This window comes from Rhodoferax sp. (assembly GCF_028689305.1).
Lineage (GTDB): Bacteria > Pseudomonadota > Gammaproteobacteria > Burkholderiales > Burkholderiaceae_C > Rhodoferax.
Window position 1 is genome coordinate 1 of the sequence record NZ_JAQTWM010000039.1, and the last position, 17,351, is coordinate 17,351.

The 17,351-nt window shown below is 62.0% G+C and carries 16 protein-coding genes; 7 read left to right on the forward strand and 9 right to left on the reverse strand.

The window, feature by feature from the left end:
• Positions 1–418 precede the first annotated feature (418 nt).
• Genes PHW99_RS09740 through PHW99_RS09755 form a run of 4 tightly spaced genes read left to right on the forward strand, consistent with a single transcriptional unit; the run spans position 419 to position 4,231 of the window.
• On the forward strand, positions 419–2,020 hold the full coding sequence (locus PHW99_RS09740) for a tetrathionate reductase family octaheme c-type cytochrome (protein WP_300176331.1): 1,602 nt from the start codon (positions 419–421) through the stop codon (positions 2,018–2,020).
• On the forward strand, positions 2,017–2,613 hold the full coding sequence (locus tag PHW99_RS09745) for a cytochrome b/b6 domain-containing protein (RefSeq protein WP_300176335.1): 597 nt from the start codon (positions 2,017–2,019) through the stop codon (positions 2,611–2,613). The genes PHW99_RS09740 and PHW99_RS09745 overlap by 4 nt, the downstream gene beginning before the upstream one ends.
• Positions 2,610–3,029, forward strand: a complete 420-nt coding sequence (locus tag PHW99_RS09750; RefSeq protein ID WP_300176342.1) for a hypothetical protein — start codon at positions 2,610–2,612, stop codon at positions 3,027–3,029. Before PHW99_RS09745 ends, PHW99_RS09750 begins: the two co-directional genes overlap by 4 nt.
• Positions 3,030–3,073: 44 nt before the next feature.
• The gene (locus PHW99_RS09755; RefSeq protein ID WP_300176345.1) at positions 3,074–4,231 is read left to right on the forward strand and encodes a rhodanese-like domain-containing protein; all 1,158 of its coding nucleotides are present in this window, start codon (positions 3,074–3,076) and stop codon (positions 4,229–4,231) included.
• A 153-nt stretch (positions 4,232–4,384) separates the two neighbouring features.
• On the opposite strand, the gene creC is transcribed toward PHW99_RS09755, so the two are convergent.
• Both creC and creB read right to left on the reverse strand, forming a co-directional pair.
• Positions 4,385–5,851, reverse strand: coding sequence for a two-component system sensor histidine kinase CreC (creC, locus tag PHW99_RS09760; protein ID WP_300176348.1), 1,467 nt, complete (start codon positions 5,849–5,851; stop codon positions 4,385–4,387).
• Positions 5,852–5,898: 47 nt separating this feature from the next.
• Positions 5,899–6,642 (reverse strand): two-component system response regulator CreB, encoded by a 744-nt coding sequence (creB, locus tag PHW99_RS09765; RefSeq protein ID WP_300176350.1) that lies wholly within the window; start codon positions 6,640–6,642, stop codon positions 5,899–5,901.
• A gap of 164 nt (positions 6,643–6,806) precedes the next feature.
• On the opposite strand from creB, the gene PHW99_RS09770 reads away from it, so the two are divergent.
• The 3 genes from PHW99_RS09770 (at position 6,807) to mnmD (ending at position 10,709) form a co-directional block, all read left to right on the forward strand.
• Positions 6,807–8,117, forward strand: coding sequence for a hypothetical protein (locus PHW99_RS09770; protein WP_300176352.1), 1,311 nt, complete (start codon positions 6,807–6,809; stop codon positions 8,115–8,117).
• Entirely contained in the window at positions 8,117–9,904 is a 1,788-nt protein-coding gene (locus PHW99_RS09775; protein ID WP_300176354.1) for an N-acetylglutaminylglutamine amidotransferase, read from the forward strand. Before PHW99_RS09770 ends, PHW99_RS09775 begins: the two co-directional genes overlap by 1 nt.
• A 79-nt stretch (positions 9,905–9,983) precedes the next feature.
• The gene (gene mnmD, locus PHW99_RS09780; protein ID WP_300176355.1) at positions 9,984–10,709 is read left to right on the forward strand and encodes a tRNA (5-methylaminomethyl-2-thiouridine)(34)-methyltransferase MnmD; all 726 of its coding nucleotides are present in this window, start codon (positions 9,984–9,986) and stop codon (positions 10,707–10,709) included.
• 18 nt (positions 10,710–10,727) lie between these two features.
• On the opposite strand, the gene arsB is transcribed toward mnmD, so the two are convergent.
• The 7 genes from arsB to PHW99_RS09815 all read right to left on the reverse strand — a co-directional run bounded on the left by arsB (position 10,728) and on the right by PHW99_RS09815 (position 17,109).
• The gene (gene arsB / locus PHW99_RS09785; protein WP_300176356.1) at positions 10,728–11,795 is read right to left on the reverse strand and encodes an ACR3 family arsenite efflux transporter; all 1,068 of its coding nucleotides are present in this window, start codon (positions 11,793–11,795) and stop codon (positions 10,728–10,730) included.
• Positions 11,796–11,798: 3 nt separating this feature from the next.
• Positions 11,799–12,299, reverse strand: coding sequence for an arsenate reductase ArsC (locus PHW99_RS09790; protein ID WP_300176359.1), 501 nt, complete (start codon positions 12,297–12,299; stop codon positions 11,799–11,801).
• Positions 12,300–12,333: 34 nt separating this feature from the next.
• A complete protein-coding gene (arsA, locus tag PHW99_RS09795; RefSeq protein ID WP_300176362.1) occupies positions 12,334–14,097 on the reverse strand; it encodes an arsenical pump-driving ATPase in 1,764 nt (587 codons plus the stop codon).
• A 65-nt stretch (positions 14,098–14,162) separates the two neighbouring features.
• On the reverse strand, positions 14,163–14,528 hold the full coding sequence (arsD, locus tag PHW99_RS09800) for an arsenite efflux transporter metallochaperone ArsD (protein ID WP_300176364.1): 366 nt from the start codon (positions 14,526–14,528) through the stop codon (positions 14,163–14,165).
• Positions 14,529–14,564: 36 nt separating this feature from the next.
• Positions 14,565–14,894, reverse strand: coding sequence for a helix-turn-helix transcriptional regulator (locus PHW99_RS09805; RefSeq protein WP_300176366.1), 330 nt, complete (start codon positions 14,892–14,894; stop codon positions 14,565–14,567).
• Between the two features lie 106 nt (positions 14,895–15,000).
• The gene (locus PHW99_RS09810; protein WP_300176368.1) at positions 15,001–16,182 is read right to left on the reverse strand and encodes a serine hydrolase; all 1,182 of its coding nucleotides are present in this window, start codon (positions 16,180–16,182) and stop codon (positions 15,001–15,003) included.
• A gap of 69 nt (positions 16,183–16,251) precedes the next feature.
• The gene (locus tag PHW99_RS09815) at positions 16,252–17,109 is read right to left on the reverse strand and encodes an ion transporter (RefSeq protein WP_300176370.1); all 858 of its coding nucleotides are present in this window, start codon (positions 17,107–17,109) and stop codon (positions 16,252–16,254) included.
• Positions 17,110–17,351: the final 242 nt, after the last annotated feature.

Sequence of the window (17,351 nt, forward strand, 5' to 3'; positions counted from 1 at the left end):
ACATCGTGGGCTTTTACAACAGTGTGCGCCTGCACTCAACACTGGGCAACTTGCCACCCAATGCTTTCGAGCAGCAATCGGCAATCACATTACCTATCGATGTGTCCGAAAAAACTTGACCAACACAAAGCGAGCGATTCGGGTATAGGTCGGACCGGGTTGACCAGCGAGAGATTGATTGAAGGCTTTCATAAGAAAAATCAGCCTCTATCCCGGTTAAATCATCGGTCAATAGCTACAAGATATGTAGCAAATCACTCGCAGGATGCGGCATGCTTTCGAGACACACTAGGGTTTTCCCTTAATTTCCTGATTTACATCAACGCAGTCGCTGGGGTCGATATTGAAAATACTTTAGCGATTTCAAATATACGAAAGTGCGAACCAAAGGTGGCACACGATGTTCACATTAAAACGAATGGCGACCCTTACCTATGCGGTCGCGCTGTTGGGGTTGTTCATGGCAGGGTTGGCGCAGGCGCAGGATGCCAAACCGGTCAAACTCAACACCACCGCAGACCACAGCAAATTCAAGGAACTGCAAGGACAGTTCAACAGTGGTCCAGAGGTCACCAAGGCCTGCCTGAGTTGTCATACCGAGGCGGCAGGTCAGATCCACCGCACCAAGCACTGGACATGGGAATATGTGAACCCGAAAACACAGCAGGTGCTCGGCAAGAAGCATGTGTTGAACAACTTCTGCATTTCTGTTGCCTCGAACGAGGCGGCCTGCAACAGTTGCCATATTGGTTACGGCTGGAAGGACGCTACTTTTGACTTTAGCTCAGAAACCAACGTTGACTGCCTGGTCTGCCATGACACAACTGGCAATTACAAAAAGCCCTCTGGCTTGGCCGGTAACGTGGTCACCAAAGAAATGGAATTCCCACCGCAGTCCGGAAAAATTCTGAAGGCCATTGATCTGAGCAAGATTTCTCAGAAGGTTGGCAAGTCCAGCCGTGACACCTGCGGTACCTGCCACTTCAATGGCGGTGGGGGTGATGGCGTCAAGCACGGCGATATGGACAGTTCGCTGGCAGCGCCTGACAAGGAACTCGATGTCCACATGGATGCCACTGGACTTGACTTCACCTGTGCCACCTGCCACAAGACATCCAGCCACGACGTTGCCGGTAGCCGCTATGCACCCACCGCCAAGGACGCCAAGGGCGTCCACCTGCGCGGTGCCAGCGGCAATGGCAACCCAGCCACTTGCGTTTCCTGCCACGGCAACACGCCGCACAAGGGCAACGCTCGCATGAACCAACATGCCACCAAGCTGGCCTGCCAGACCTGCCATATTCCGGAATTCGCCCGAGGGAGCATACCCACCAAGATGAATTGGGACTGGTCGACCGCGGGTAAACGGGATGCCGAAGGCAAGCAAATCACTCTCAAAGACGCCAAGGGGCACATCACCTACGAGTCGCGCAAGGGTGATTTCAGGCTGGAGGAGAAAGTCAAGCCCACCTACATCTGGTTCAACGGCCAGGTGAACTACACGCTAAAAACCGACAAACTCGATCTCAGCGCGCCAGTGGCACGGATCAACACACTCGGCGGCAGTCCAGACGATGGCAAGTCTTTGATCTGGCCGATCAAGCGCTTCGGTGGCAAGCAACCCTATGACACCGTCAACATGACCTTGCTGACACCGCATACCGCTGGCAACGATGACACCGGTTATTGGAAAAATCTGGAGTGGAACAAGGCCATTGAAGCGGGCGTGAAGGTATCGGGCATGCCCTACTCGGGCAAGTTTGACTTCGTCAGGACACAAATGGACTGGCCCATCACGCACATGGTCGCACCCAAAGAAAAAGCCTTGGGCTGTGTGGACTGCCATGCCCGAGGTGGCCGTCTGGACGGATTGCCCGGTATCTACATGCCAGCCGGCCATGCAACCGCGCTGCTGGACAAACTGGGATGGGGTTTAGCCACGTTGGTTCTGATGGCTGTCAGCGGTCACGGTCTGTTGCGGTTGATGTCCAGAAACAAACTCACAGGAGCAGCCAAATGAGCGAGCGCGTCTACTTGTATAAGGGTTTCGAGCGGTTCTGGCACTGGTCGCAGGCGGGCTTGATCATCTTCATGCTGGTTACCGGGTTCGAGATTCACGGTTCCTATCAAAACTTTGGCTTTGAACGTGCTGTGAACTTTCACACCATTGCTGCATGGACACTGGTCGGACTGTGGGTGTTTGCAATTTTCTGGCATGTCATCACTGGGGAATGGCGCCAATACATTCCCACCACCGACAAGATCATGGCCATTTCCCGCTACTACTCATCGGGCATCTTCAAGCATGAACCGCATCCGTTCAAGCCCACTTCAGCGCAGAAGCACAATCCGCTGCAACGTCTGACTTACCTGGTCATCCTGACTTTGTTGAGTCCGCTGATCTGGGTGACCGGCTGGCTGTACCTGTTCTATGGGGACTGGGCCGCTTGGGGCCTTAACGGTCTGAAACTGGAATGGGTTGCCACGGGTCACACCTTGGGTGCTTTTCTGATGCTGGCATTTTTAATTTCTCACCTCTATCTAGCCACCACCGGGCACAAAGTCACATCCCAGGTCAAAGCCATGATCACCGGATGGGAAGAGCTGAGTTGATCGACTTTTTACGGAGAACTGACATGAGACATTCCAAATCTCTGACCACTGTTGCTTTGTTGGCTCTACTGGGCACAACATTCTCGGCCTACGCATACGATGCTGACTGGAAACGTGGGCGCCTGTATTACCGCAGCGTGTGCACGGCCTGCCACACCACCTCACCAATCGGTGCCATCAGCCCAAGCACAAAAACCAAGGCGGACTGGTCAGCTTACTTGCTGACCGACAGACATGCCAAAGGTAAAGATGCCGTCAGCAAGTATGTTGGCAAAGCGTATCGCGACAGCATCAAGGACAGCAACAAGACCGCTGCCAAGTTTGCCGATACGCCTGACAAAGAGTTGATGGAAGACATCAAAGCGTTCTTGCTCAAAGGTGCAAAGGACGGTGACGCGCCAGCCAGCTGCAACTAGCCACTAAGGTGGCCCAGAGTTTTTCTTCAAAATAGGAGAGGATCGTGCGTATTCAACAACGGGTTTTTCTATCTGGGGCGCTTGCCGTCCTGCTCGGTCTAGGACTGTCTCTCCAGACCACGTTGGTCACTGCGCAGGAGGCGCCCGCCAGTGCCCCCAAAGCCAATTGGTACACCAAGCTGGTGGACATGAATTTTGTCAAACAGCAAGCCGTAGTACCGAAGATTGACGGTGTGATGGTCATTGATGCGCGCCCGACAGCCCGCAAGTACGACATCGGCCACATCCCGACCGCTGTCAATATCCCTGACTCGGCGTTTGACAAATTGGCACCCACCATGCTGCCTGCCGACAAGAGCAGTCTATTGATCTTTTACTGCGACGGCCCTGAGTGCATTCTGAGCCACAACTCTGCGTACAAGGCGGAGAAACTCGGCTACACCAATGTGCGCGTGTATGCGGCGGGCTTTCCCGACTGGATCAAGGGCGGCAACCTGCATGCGGTCAGCGTCGCGTATCTGAAGAAGCTGATGGACGAAAAGAAGCCCATCACCATCATCGACGCACGCCCTAAAGCGCGCAAATACGATGTGGGTCACATACCTGGTGCTATCAACCTTCCGGATTCTCAGTTTGAAAAAATGGCCGCAGAACTGCTGCCTGCTGACAAGTCGGCCGAGTTGTACTTTTACTGCGACGGACTGGCGTGCAAGCTGAGTAACGACTCGGCTATGAAAGCCACCAAGCTGGGATACACCAACGTGAAAGTGGTCCCCGAAGGTTATCCAGCCTGGGTGAAAGCCTTTGGCGAAGGCCCGTCCGCTGCATCCGCAGTATCACCCGCCGCTGCGAAAGCCCCAGAAATCGAAGCCGGGAAAGAGGCTGGCACCATTTCAGTAGCGTCATTCGAACGCATCTACAAAGAGGCACCCAACTCGGTGTATCTGATCGACGTGCGTGAACCACAGGAGTTTGCCAGTGGCACCTTCAAGGGCGCGATCAACATGCCCGTCAACGGACTGGACAACGCCATCGACAAGTTGCCCACGGACAAGCCCATCATTTTCTTCTGTGGTGCCGGCGGGCGCAGTGGCGAAGCCCATGACATGGTCAAGTTGCACAAGCCAGCCCTGAAAACTGTCTTCCTGGATGCCGAGATCAAGTGGACCAAAGATGGCAACTACACCATCAAAGGGCACTAGACTGGCACTTCAAGAAAACGCCTCTCGGTGGGCGACCAAGACGTTCGTCGGGACGCCCACAGCAGAGACACAGTTTTAATGATGGCGGGGCATCAACTACAAAGTGCATCCGTGAGTAATTTCTTCGGACGCATCTCCAAGTCATAACAAACCTCATGCGGGTGCCAAACGTAGCCACAGCTTGGCGAGTGCACCCGTGCCTTGCGCTTCAGGCCGGTTGCCCAGCTCCACCCGCCCGCGGTGCAGGGCGGCGATTTCTTTCACAAAACTCAGACCCAAGCCGGTGCTTTTTTTGCGTGAATGCGGGCGCACCAGGGAGTAAAACTTCTCAAACACTTTGTCTTGCGCGTAGGCGGGAATGCCGGGGCCCTGGTCGCCCACGGTGATGCAGGCCCAGCGCCCGTCCAGGCGCAGGCCCAGCTCAATCAAGCCACCTTCAGGCGAAAAGTCCAGCGCGTTGTCCAGCAGGTTGCTCACCGCCCGGCGCAGCAGAAACGGATCGGCCTCCACCGTGGCATCGGCCTGCGCTTGCACCGACAGGCGAATGCGGCGTTGGGCGGCCACGCCTTGTGAGGCATGGACCAGCTCTTCCAGCAAGGGCCGCAAGGCCACGCGCTGCACCTGGTCGAGCACGCGGCGGGTTTCCAGCGCAGTGAGCTCCATCATGCGGTCCACCATCTCCTGGATGCGCTGGGTTTCGCGCTGGATGTTGCCCAGAAATTGCTGGCGCTGGGCTTCTGCCATCGGCTCTTCCAGCAGCTCCGCCGCGCCGCGAATGGCCGACAGCGGACTTTTGACCTCGTGCGTCAGGGTCTGCACATAGTCGGCCACGTAGTTGCGCCCGGCCAGGGCGTCGCGCATCTCGTCATAAGCGGCACGCACCAGGTCCCAGGCGCGGCGCAGCAGGCGCAGCGGGTGAAAGCCCTGCTGTGTTTTGACGTAGTGCGCGTAGTCCGAGATCAGGCCAAACGGGCGCACCAGCCACACTGACACGGTGACCGCCAGCACCAGCACCGCCAGCACTGACAAGAAACCCACGTACAGCGTGCGGCTGCGCGCGGCCACCACAAACTGGCCAAAACTTTGCACCGGTTTGCCCACCGTCAGCGTGCCAATGATCTCGCCGCTGCCCGCACCCTGTGTGCTGCCGACCCAGCGTATCGGCGCGGCCACGTACATGACGGCCGAGTTGGGGTCACCCGCGATGTCCAGCGTGGTGCGGGCGCCGTACTCGCCTTTGAGCGCCAGCCGCACATCGCGCCACTGTGAAAAATCTTTGCCCAGCGCTTGGCCGGTGGAGTCAAACACCACCGTGCCGCGGCGGTCGGTGACGTAGGCACGCAGCTCGACCCGATTTTTCTTGACGCTGAAAATCTGCACGTCGAAGGTGCGCGCATAAGCGGCCCTGAACAGGGCCTCCAGTGGCCCGGTGTCAATGACCCCGTCCCGCACCTCCTGCTCCACCAGCGTGGCCAGCAGTTGCGAGGTTTCCACCAGCGACTCTTCGGCCGACTCGCGGTAACGCGGATCCAGATCAGACACCACGCGGTACAGCACAAACGCGATGCCCACTGCGTAGATCAGCAGCAAGCCCAGGAATATTCTGCTTCTCTTGCTCATTTAAGCATAGCGCCTTGGGGTGGCCAGGTGGCGCTTGACTGGTGTTTTCACGAAATGGTCTCTGGAAGCGCTTCACTCAAGGCGTAGCCGGTGCCGCGCAGGGTGCGGATCGGCTCCAGCGCCGGGGCCACCAGCTTGAGCTTGGCGCGCAGGGTTTTGATGTGCGCATCGACCGTGCGGTCAAAGCTGTCGTTGTCGTCACCCCAGACGGTCAGCAGCAACTCATCGCGGGTGAACACCCGCCCGGGTTTTTGCACCAGCATGCGCAGCACGCCGTATTCAAAACGCGAGAGTTCCAGCAAGCGGCCATAAAAACGGATCTGGCGGCGCTCTTCGTCCAGCAGCCAGATGGCCGGAGCGCTGACCGCCGGGGTTGGCAGCACGGGCGCAGGGACGGCAGCGGAATTCACGCGGCTGCTGCGCCGCAGAATGGTGCGCACCCGGGCCACCAGTTCACGCGGCGAAAACGGCTTGGCAATGTAATCGTCCGCGCCCAGCTCCAGCCCCACCACGCGGTCGATCTCGTCGCTACGTGCCGTCAAGAAAACCATCGGCACCTGGCTGCCGCCGGGCAGGGCTTGCAGGCGGCGAAACAGCTCAAAACCATTCATGTCAGGCAGGCCTACGTCCAGCACCGCCAGCGCGGGCGGCTCAGCCTGGAATTGGCGCATGGCTTCTTCCGCGGTGCTGCACCACACTGGCGTGAAGCCGTCGGTGGCCAACACGTATTGCAGGGTGTCGGCAATGCCGGATTCATCTTCCACCAAAAGGATGCGGGGTTTGGGTGCCATGGCCGGTATGGTAATGGCACCCAAACCCCTTGCCGGCGTGGCGCTTTACACCCCACCCAGGGTACTGAGGCAGAATCCGGGTCTGAGCACAACTGCCCCGACACGGTCTCTGCGGAGCACTGATGCCCGAAGTGGTGCCTGGCACCTTCCTTTTTTGCGATGTCATGACCCCAGCTCTCCTCACTGCGCCCAAGCTCAACACCTCTTCTGCCGAGGCGCTCAACCGCGACTGCTTTTGCCGCACGCTGAACCGGGAGCGCCTGCGCGAGCAACTGGAGCACGACCCCAGCCTGCAGGGCCTGATGGACAACATCAGCCAGACGCGGCCTTACCTGTTCTCCAGCACTGTGGTGTTCCTCTCGGGCCAGATGCAGCGCCAGATCTGCGCCACGGTGGCCGCCATTGAGCGGGTGGCCGCCCTGCCCGGCTACCAGGCGCAGGCCCTGGCGCGCGCCGATGGCATCGCCCGGCGCGCCTGGGGGCCGCTGGGCGTGTGTATGGGTTACGACTTTCATCTGAACGCGCACGGACCGCAGCTGATCGAGATCAACACCAATGCCGGTGGCCTGCTGCTCAACGCCGCCCTGGCGCGGGCGCAGGAGACCTGCTGTGACGAACTGGACTGGGCGTTTTCCTCACCCACCCGGCGCGACACCCTGCGGCAAGGTGTTTTTGACATGTTTGCCACCGAATGGCGGCTGCAACGCGGTGACGCCCCCTGGCGCAACGTGCTGATTGTGGACAGCACCCCTGACAGCCAGTACCTGGCGCCGGAGTTCGAGCTGTTTCGCCAGCTGTTCACCCAGCACGGCCTTCAGACCCACATCGCCGATCCCGGCGAGCTGCACTGGCAAGGTGGCCAACTGCTTTACCAGGGCACCCCGGTGGACATGGTCTACAACCGCCTGACCGACTTTTACCTGCAGGAACCTGCCCAGCTGGCGCTGCGTCTGGCCCATGAAGCCGGCGCCGTGGTGCTGACGCCGCACCCGCGCGCCCACGCGCTGCTGGCGGACAAACGCAATCTGATCGCCCTGAGCCAGGACGAGCAGTTGGCGGCCTGGGGCGCCAGTGCCGCTGACCGCCAACTGCTGGGCCAGAACGTGCCCAGCACCCGGCTGGTGACCCAGGCGCACGCCGAGGCCTTGTGGGCCCAGCGCCGCGAGCTGTTTTTCAAACCCGTGGCCGGTTATGGCGCCAAGGCGGCCTACCGGGGTGACAAACTCACGCGCCGGGTCTGGAGCGACATCCTGGCGGGCGACTTTGTGGCCCAGGCCCTGGTGCCGCCAAGTGCCCGGATGGTGGAAGTGGACGGTGTGCCCACCGACCTCAAGTTCGACATCCGCGCCTACACCTACGCCGGCCAGGTGCAACTGCTGGCCGCACGCATGTACACCGGCCAAACCACCAACTTTCGCACCCTCGGCGGCGGGTTTGCCCCGGTCATTGCGGTGCCTGAACTCGGAGAGCCTTGATGTGCGGCTTGTGTGGTGAACTGCGTTTTGACGGCGCCACCCCGGACATGGGTGCGGTGGCGCGCATGTCGGCCAAACTGGCCCGGCGCGGCCCCGACCACACCGGCATGTACCAGGACGGGCCGCTGGGCCTGGGCCACCGCCGCCTGTCGATCATCGACCTCTCCAGCCACGCCCACCAGCCCATGGTGGACGCCGCGCTGCAGCTCACGCTGGTGTTCAACGGCACGATCTACAACTACCGCGCGTTGCGCACCGAACTGCAGGGCCTGGGCTATCACTTTTTCTCGGAAGGTGACAGCGAAGTCATCCTGAAGGCGTATCACGCCTGGGGCGAGGCCTGCGTCAAGCGCTTCATGGGCATGTTTGCCTTGGCCATCTGGGACCAGCGCAGCAGCCAGCTGTTTCTGGCGCGTGACCGCTTTGGCATCAAGCCGCTGTACCTGAACCAAGACAGCCACCGCCTGCGTTTTGCCTCCAGCCTGCCGGCGCTGCTGGCCGGTGGCGGTGTGGACACCACGCTGGACGCGGTCGCCCTGCACCATCACTTCACGCTGCACACGGTGGTGCCGGCGCCGCGCACGGTGCTCAAGGGGGTGCGCAAGCTGCCACCGGCCTGCACCTTGCGGCTGGACCCTGACGGCACCATCACCGAGCAGGTCTACTGGACGCTGGACGCCACCCGCCCGACATCGGCCCGGACCGAGGCCCAGTGGCTGGACGCCACGCGTGAGCAGCTGAAGCAAAGTGTCAAGCGCCGCCTGCAGGCGGCTGACGTGCCGGTGGGGGTGCTGCTCTCGGGCGGACTGGACTCCAGCCTGCTGGTAGGTCTGCTGGCCGACCAGGTGAGTGACCTGCGCACGTTTTCCATCGGGTTCGAAGGTGTCGGTGCTGGTTCGGAAAAAGCCGACGAGTTTGAATACTCGGACCAGATCGCGCGCCATTTCCACACCCGGCACCACCAATACAGCATCCCCAACAGCGAGGTGCTCACCCGTCTGCCCGAAGCAGTGGCGCAGATGACCGAGCCGATGGTCAGCCACGACGTGATCGCGTTTTACCTGCTCAGTGAGCGAGTGTCCCGCGAGGTCAAGGTGGTGCTGTCGGGCCAGGGCGCCGACGAGGTGTTTGGCGGCTACTTCTGGTACCCGCGGATGGATGCCACGGCGGGCACGCCGCTGGCGCGTTTCAGCCAGCACTATTTTGACCGCGACCACGCCGAATACCTGCAGATGATGACACCGGCCTGGCATGTGCCCGATGTCACCTCCGCGCTGATCGGCACGGCCCTGAGCCAGTCCCAAGCGGATGAATTTCTCGACCAGGTCTGGCGGCTGGATGTCACCACCCTGATCGTGGACGACCCGGTCAAGCGGGTGGACAACATGCCGATGGCTTGGGGGCTGGAAGTGCGCACGCCGTTTCTGGACCACCAGCTGGTGGAACTGGCGGCTCACATGCCGCCCGAACTGAAGCTGCGCGAGGGCGGCAAGTTCCCGCTCAAGGCGATTTCACGGGGCCTGATCCCCGACGCGGTGATCGACCGGCCCAAGGGCTACTTCCCGGTGCCGGCGCTGAAGTACGTGCGCGGGCCGTTCCTGGAACTGATGCGCGGCATTCTGAACTCCGACGCCTGCCGCCAGCGCGGCCTGTACCAGCGCAGCTACGTTGACCAACTGCTGGCCGCGCCGGAAGCCCCGCAGCATTTCACCCGCATCAACGGCAGCAAGCTCTGGCACCTGGCCCTGCTGGAATGGTGGCTGCAGCTGCATGTGGATGGGTTATAAGACTTTTGGCCTCCAGCCCGGAAGAAACAAGCCCATACAGCTATCAAATAGATAGCAAACATTTCCCCCTCACCAGCCGATGACCGCGCCTGAACCCGTGCTCTGGCAAGACCAGGCCCCGCACAGCAGCCGCTTCAGCGACATCTACCGCACCCGCTACGGGGCGCTGGCGCAATCGCGCTCGGTGTTCCTGGCCGGCTGTGGCCTGCCCGAAGGCTGGCGCGGGCGCCCGCAGTTCACCGTGCTGGAAACCGGCTTTGGCCTGGGGCTGAATTTCCTGACCACCTGGGCCACTTGGCAGGCCGACCCGCAGGCCTGCGCCAGGCTGAACTTTGTCTCGGTGGAGGCTTATCCGGTGCATCTGGACGACATTCTGCGCAGCACACTGGCGCTGTCGACCGAAGCGGGGGGCTGCGCCACTGACTTCGCCACCCGACTGCCGGCGCTGGCGCAGCAGCTCGCCCCGGTCTGGCCCACGCTGCAGCCGGGGCTGAACCACTGGCCACTGGACCAGGGCCGGGTGCAGCTGACATTGGCCGTGGGGGACGTGCGTGCGATGTTGCCGCAGTGGCCGGGACTGGCCGACGCGGTGTATCTGGACGGCTTCAGCCCGGCGCGCAACCCCGACATGTGGTGCGACGCCACCCTGGGCGCGGTGGCGCAACACTGCCGCCCCGGCACCCGGCTGGCCAGCTACACGGTGGCCGCCCAGGTGCGCCATGGCCTGAGCGCCCTGGGTTTTCAGGTGCGCAAATGTCCAGGCCTGCCGCCCAAGCGGGACCGGCTTGAGGCCGTGATGTGCTAACCGCCAGGCCCGGTGGGCTCAGGCGCGCTCGTACCAGCCCCTGGAGCGGTTGACCACGTGGACCACCAGCAGCATCACCGGCACTTCAATCAGCACCCCCACCACCGTGGCCAGCGCCGCACCCGAGTTGAAGCCAAACAGGCTGATGGCCGCAGCCACCGCCAGCTCAAAGAAGTTGCTGGCGCCAATCAGCGCGGACGGGCAGGCAATGTTGTGCTTCTCTCCGACCACCCGGTTCAGCCAGTAAGCCAATGCGGAATTGAAAAACACCTGAATCAGAATTGGCACCGCCAGCAGCGCAATGATGAGCGGTTGGCGGATGATCGCCTCACCCTGAAACGCAAACAGCAGCACCAGGGTGGCCAACAGCGCGGTGATGGACCAGGGGCCCATCTTTTCCATGGCCGCATCAAACGCCGCCTGCCCTTTGGACAGCAGCGCCTTGCGCCACCACTGCGCCAGCAGCACCGGAATGATGATGTACAGGCCGACCGAGATCAGCAGCGTGGCCCACGGCACGGTGATGCTGGACAGGCCGAGCAAAAACGCCACCAGCGGCGCAAACGCCAGCACCATGATGCTGTCATTCAAGGCCACCTGCGACAGGGTGAACAGCGGGTCACCGCCGCTGAGGCGGCTCCAGACAAACACCATGGCGGTGCAAGGGGCGGCGGCCAGCAGGATCAGCCCGGCGATGTAGCTGTCGATCTGGTCAACCGGCAGCAGCGGGGCAAACAGATGGCGGATGAACAGCCAGCCCAGAAACGCCATGGAAAATGGCTTGACCAGCCAGTTGACAAACAGCGTGACGCCAATGCCCTTGATATGTTGGCGCACCTCGCCCAGGGCGCCAAAGTCCACCTTGACCAGCATCGGGATGATCATCACCCAGATCAGCACGCCCACCGGCAGGTTGACCTGCGCCACTTCGAGCCGGCCAATGGCCTGGAACAGCCCCGGCAGCCACTGCCCCAGGGCCACCCCGACAACGATGCACAGCGCCACCCAGACCGACAAAAAACGCTCAAACCCGCTCATGGGCGCACCCGCAGCGCGTTTGCCGGTGACTTCACATTGGGCACTCATGGCTCAGGCCTGGTTCAGTTGACGGGCGGTCTGCTGCAGCAGCGTTTTTTCCAGCTTTTCGGCGGGTAGGTTGACCAGCAACTCCAACCGTCGTTTGAGCGCCAGCAGGGTCTGGCGGAAGGCTTCGAGCTTTTGCGCTTCGCTGCCGTCACCCGCCGAGGGGTCTGGGTAGCCCCAGTGGGCGGTGGCCGGCTGGCCGGGCCAAAAGGGACAAACCTCACCGGCAGCGTTGTCACACACGGTGATCACCAGGTCCATGTGGGGCGCGTCGGGGCGGCCAAACTCGTCCCAGGATTTGCTGTACAGCCCCTCGGTGCTGATGCCAGCCTGGCGCAACACCTGCAGGCCCAGCGGATGCGGCTGTTGCTTGTCACGCGGGCTGCTGCCCGCTGAATGGGCTTTGAAGCGGCCGCGGCCGATGTGGTTGAGGATGGCTTCTGCCAGGATGCTGCGCGCCGAGTTGTGGGTGCACAGGAACAGGACGTTGAGGGCGTGATCGGCCATGTCGGATTTCCTTTGAAGTGGGTTGATGAAAGGTTCAATAGCCCGCCAGCTGCAGCAGCCGCGCCACCCCGATGGGTTCGTCCTGCAGCAAGGGCACCAGGGCATAACGACGGGCGTGCTCGGTGGTGACCGCCTGGATTTCACGCAGCTCGCTGTGTGCCCGCTGCAGTAGCAATGGTGCGCTGACATGGGCCGCGGCCACACTGTTGTTGATGACCCAGGCCCAGGGCTCAATGCCGGCGCGACGCAGGTCGGCCTGCAGTTGGGCGGCCTCCAGCACCGGGGTGGTTTCGGCCAGGGTGACGATCAGCACCTTGGTCTGGCGCGGGTCCTGCAGCTGCATCATGGGGGTGGTGAAATGGGTGTGGCGGGCTGCCATCTGGCGGGCAATGTCGCGGTGGTAGGCGCCGGTGGCATCCAGCAGCAGCAGGGTGTGGCCGGTGGGAGCGGTGTCCATCACCACAAAGTGGCTGCCGGCCTCACGGATCACCCGAGAGAAGGCCTGGAACACCGCAATTTCCTCGGTACAGGGAGAACGCAGGTCTTCCTCCAGCATGGCGCGTGCGGCAGCGTCAAGCCCGGCACCCTTGCTGGCCAGCACCTGCGCGCGATAGCGTTCGGTGACTTCATGCGGGTCAATGCGGCTGACCGTGAGGTGTTCCAGTGAGCCGTCGAGTGTTTCGGCCAGATGCGCCGCCGGGTCGGAGGTGGTCAGGTGCACCGGCATGCCACGCTGCGCCAGCGCCACCGCCACGGCGGCGGCCAGGGTGGTCTTGCCGACACCGCCCTTGCCCATCAGCATCACCAGTCCATGACCTTGCGCCGCGATGTCATCCACCAGCGCCGACAGGCCCGGTGCCTGAATGGTCGGCACAGCGGGCGCGACTGCCGGGAGCTCGGGCGTGCCGATGGCCGCGCCGGCCAGCAGCTGGCGCAGGGCCGGCAGCCCCACCAGGTTGAAGGGTTGGAGATCGATCCGGTCAGTTGGCAACGCCGCCAGCGCCGCGGGCAGTCTGTCCAGCGCGGCCTGCTCCCGGGACACCAGCGCCTGCGCCAGCGGGTCGCCGCCAGCGGCGGCAGGCGGGAACACGCCGTTGATCACCAGAGACTGCTGCGATAGGCCAATGGCCGCCAGCTCGCTGTGGGTGCGCGCCGCCTCGCGCAAGGTGGCGGCCTGCGCCCGCGCCACCAGCACCAGCCGGGTGTGCGCCGGATCAGCCAGCGCCGCCACCGCGGCCTGGTACTGGCTGCGCTGTTTTTCCAGCCCGGCCAGCGGCCCCAGACACGAGGCGTCACCCTTGCCGGCTTCGAGAAAGCCGCTCCAGGCGCCCGGCAGCTGCAGCAGGCGGATGGTGTGGCCGGTGGGGGCGGTGTCAAACACGATGTGGTCAAAGTCGGCGGTCAGGGCCGCATCGGTCAGCAGCGCGGTGAATTCGTCAAACGCCGCAATTTCAGTGGTGCAGGCGCCCGAGAGCTGCTCTTCAATCCCCTTGACCACCGACTCGGGCAGCAGGCCACGCACCGGACCAACGATGCGGTCGCGGTAAGCCTGGGCCGCCGCTTGCGGGTCAATCTCCAGCGCACTGAGCTTGTGCACCGCCGGTACCGGGGTGATCTGGTTGCCAATGGGCAGGCCAAATACCTGGGCGACGTTGGATGCCGGGTCGGTGCTGACCAGCAACACCCGTTGGCCGCGTCCCGCCAGTTCCAGGGCCGTGGCGCAAGCGATGGAGGTTTTGCCGACACCACCCTTGCCGGTGAAAAACAGGAAACGTGGGGGCAGGTCGAGAAATTTCATGTAAGCGCCATGAGGCAAGGTGGGTCAAAAGGCGGGGGACGGCGTGCGTCACCCCGAGCCCGTGTTCAGCAGCAACCGCCGCCCGAGCAGCAACTCGTGGTCGGCGCCGCTTCACTGGCAGGCGGCGTCGGACCACCGAGCCAGCGGCTCAGGTCGGCGCGGCTGGGGTAGCGTCCGGCCAGCGCCAGCTCACCGTCCAGCAGGATCACTGGCAACACGCTCTCACCCGAGCGCGCCAGCAGGGCCTTGACCACCGCGTTGTCGGCAAAGGCCATGGGTTGCTGGGCCAGGTTGAAGCGTTCGATGGCCAAGCCCTGCGCCTTGGCCCAGGCCACGTCGGCGGCAAACGCCACCAATTGCGGGTCCACCTCCACCCCACAGACGCCGCTGCTGCAGCACAGGGCCGGGTCAAACACTTGGACTTGGGTCATGGCAGTTCTCCTTGAGATAACAACAATGGGGGGACTTCACGGACAGAGCGGCGCCTGGCAGGTCTCGGCGCACTGCTCCGGATGGCCGGCACAACATTCGGCCGTCAGGTAGGCAATCAGCTCCTGCATCAGCGCCAGGTTGGCGCGGTAACGCTGGTAACGCCCTTCCTGCACCACCGACACCAGGGCGGCGTGGGTTAGGGCTTTGAGGTGAAACGACAGATTGGTCGGCGGCAAACCCAAGGCACTGGCAATTTCACCCGCCACCAGCCCCTCCCGCCCGGCCTTGACCAGCCGGCGATAAATGTCCAGCCGCACGGCGGATGACAGTGATTCAAAGGCGGCAAGGGCTGAGGATTGGTCCATGGATCAACTATACAACAATTATTGAAATATTGAATCAAAATAAGATTGCTATAATTTATATAGCTATACAAGCAGATGAAATCCGGGCTGGAGGCCTGTTTGGCTCTCAATCCATGACCGCGGCGTAGACCAGGTCACGAAACAGCATGCGGTAATACTCGCGCTGGTTGGGCGCCTGCAGCATCAGGCAGGCGAACAGGTCCAGCGTCGGGTCGACAAAAAAGGTGGTGCCGGCCAAACCACCCCAGAAATAGGTCCCCACCGACCCCGGCACTGGTGCGACACCCAGGTGTTTGCGCACGGCAAAACCCAGGCCGAAACCGTGCCCGGCCGGCAACAGCATCCGCGAGCCGCCGTCGGCTACGGCGATGTCGCCCAAGTGGTCCGTCGTCATGAAGTCCACGGTGCGCGGCCCCAGCAGGCGCACGCCGTCGAGTTCGCCACGGTTGAGCATGAATTGCAAAAAACGCGCGTAATCCTGAGCTGTGGAAATCAGGCCGCCACCGCCCGAGGCCAGCGCGGCGTCGGTGCGCACGTCGATCACCCGCATCTGCACACCACCGTCCGGGTCGCGCGCAAAGGGTTCGGCAATGTGGCCGTGGTACTGGGCCGGCACAGTGAAGCCGGTATGGGGCATGTCCAGGGGTTCAAAAATCCATTCTTTCAGCACCTGCTGCAGCGGCGCAGCGGCAATCACCTCGATCACACGGCCCAGCACATCGGTGGCGCGGCTGTACTCGAACACGCTGCCGGGCTGGTACATCAGCGGCAACCGGGCCAGCTGGGTGGTGAATTCGGCCAGACTGCGCTCACGCGAACCCATACGCAACTGGGTGTACTGCCGTTGCACCGGGCTGCTACCGAGGAATTCATAAGTCAGGCCGGCGGTGTGGCGCAACAGATCGTGCACGCTGGCATCGCGCTGCACCGCCTGGGTGCTGCCGTCTGGCAAGGCCACGGTCTGGTCGGCAAATTCGGGCAGGTACTTGGACACCGGGTCAGCCAGCAGCAAACGGCCTTGTTCCACCAGCATCATGGCCGCCACCGACACGATCGGTTTGGTCATGGAGTAGATGCGGAAGTGGGCGTCCCGGTGCATGGCTTCGCCGGTGGCCGGGTTGAGTTGCCCAGCGCTGTCCAGCAACGCCAGCTTGCCGTGCCGTGCCACCACGGCCACGGCGCCCGGCAGGCGCTTGCGTGCCACTTCACTGTGCAATACCGCCATCAGGCGTTCCAGCCGGGCTGTACTCAGGCCCACTTTGTCCGGGCTGACCAGGGTCAATGTCATTCAGTTTCCTTTCATTCACAACAACAGGCACCAGCCTGGTGCGGGGATTGTGCCCAGCGCCTGGCCACCTCAAGTGTCCTGCAAATAAGACGGCAAACGGGCGCCACAGTGCCGGCAGAAATTGGCGTCGGGCGGGTGGCCTTCGGTCAGGCATTCCTGGCAGGTGCGGGTGGTGGTGGGTATTCTGCGGATGTGGGTCATCTCGGCCGTGACGATGCCGGTGGGCACCGCCAGCGTGCCCCAGCCCAGCAGCATCATGGCAGAGGCAATCAGGCGACCCAGGTCGGTTTTAGGGGTGATGTCGCCAAAACCAACAGTGGTCATGGTGGTGATCGCCCAATACACCGATGTCGGGATGCTGGTAAAGCCGTGGGTCGGGCCTTCCACCACATACATCAGGGTGCCAATGACCAGCACAATCATCAACACCGCGGCCAGAAACACCAGAATCTTGCGGCGACTGGCACGCAGCGCCTGCCCAATGGCCTGGTACTCCGACACATACGCGGTCAGCTTGAACACCCGAAATACCCGCAACAGGCGCAAAACCCGCACATCAATCAGCACCCCCACCTCGGGCACCAGCAACGCCAGGTAAGTCGGCAGCAAGGCCAGCAAGTCGATCACGCCGTAAAAACTCAAGGCATAACGCCAAGGGTGGCGCACACAGGCCAGACGCGCCAGGTATTCCACCGTAAAAACCAGCGTGAAAAACCACTCCAGCAGCATCAACTCAAAATGGAAATCATGATTGATGCTTTGCACACTGTCGGCCACCACCACAGCCACACTGGCCAGAATCACCGCAATCAGGGCTTGATCAAACCAGCGACCAGCACGGGTGTCGGCCTCAAAAATAACGGTGTACAACCTCAGGCGCCAGCCCGCCAGCGGCTTGCCAAGAATGGCTTGTTTCTGCATCACCATAGGTATCACCAAGTTCTGTGTTGTCTGAAGGGCAGTCCGGCCAAGCTGTGCCAGACCACAGCTTGGCACGCTTACTGCTTGTCTTATACCGCAAACCGAGCGAATTAAGTTATGAGCGAATTGCATAAAGTTCAAGAGTAAACCCCGAGGCAACGGCTTCCCCGCCGCTGGTAAAGTCGCGCTCTTGATGAATTTCTCAGTTCGTTTCATCAACGCGGATATCTTTTTTTAACTGGAGTAAC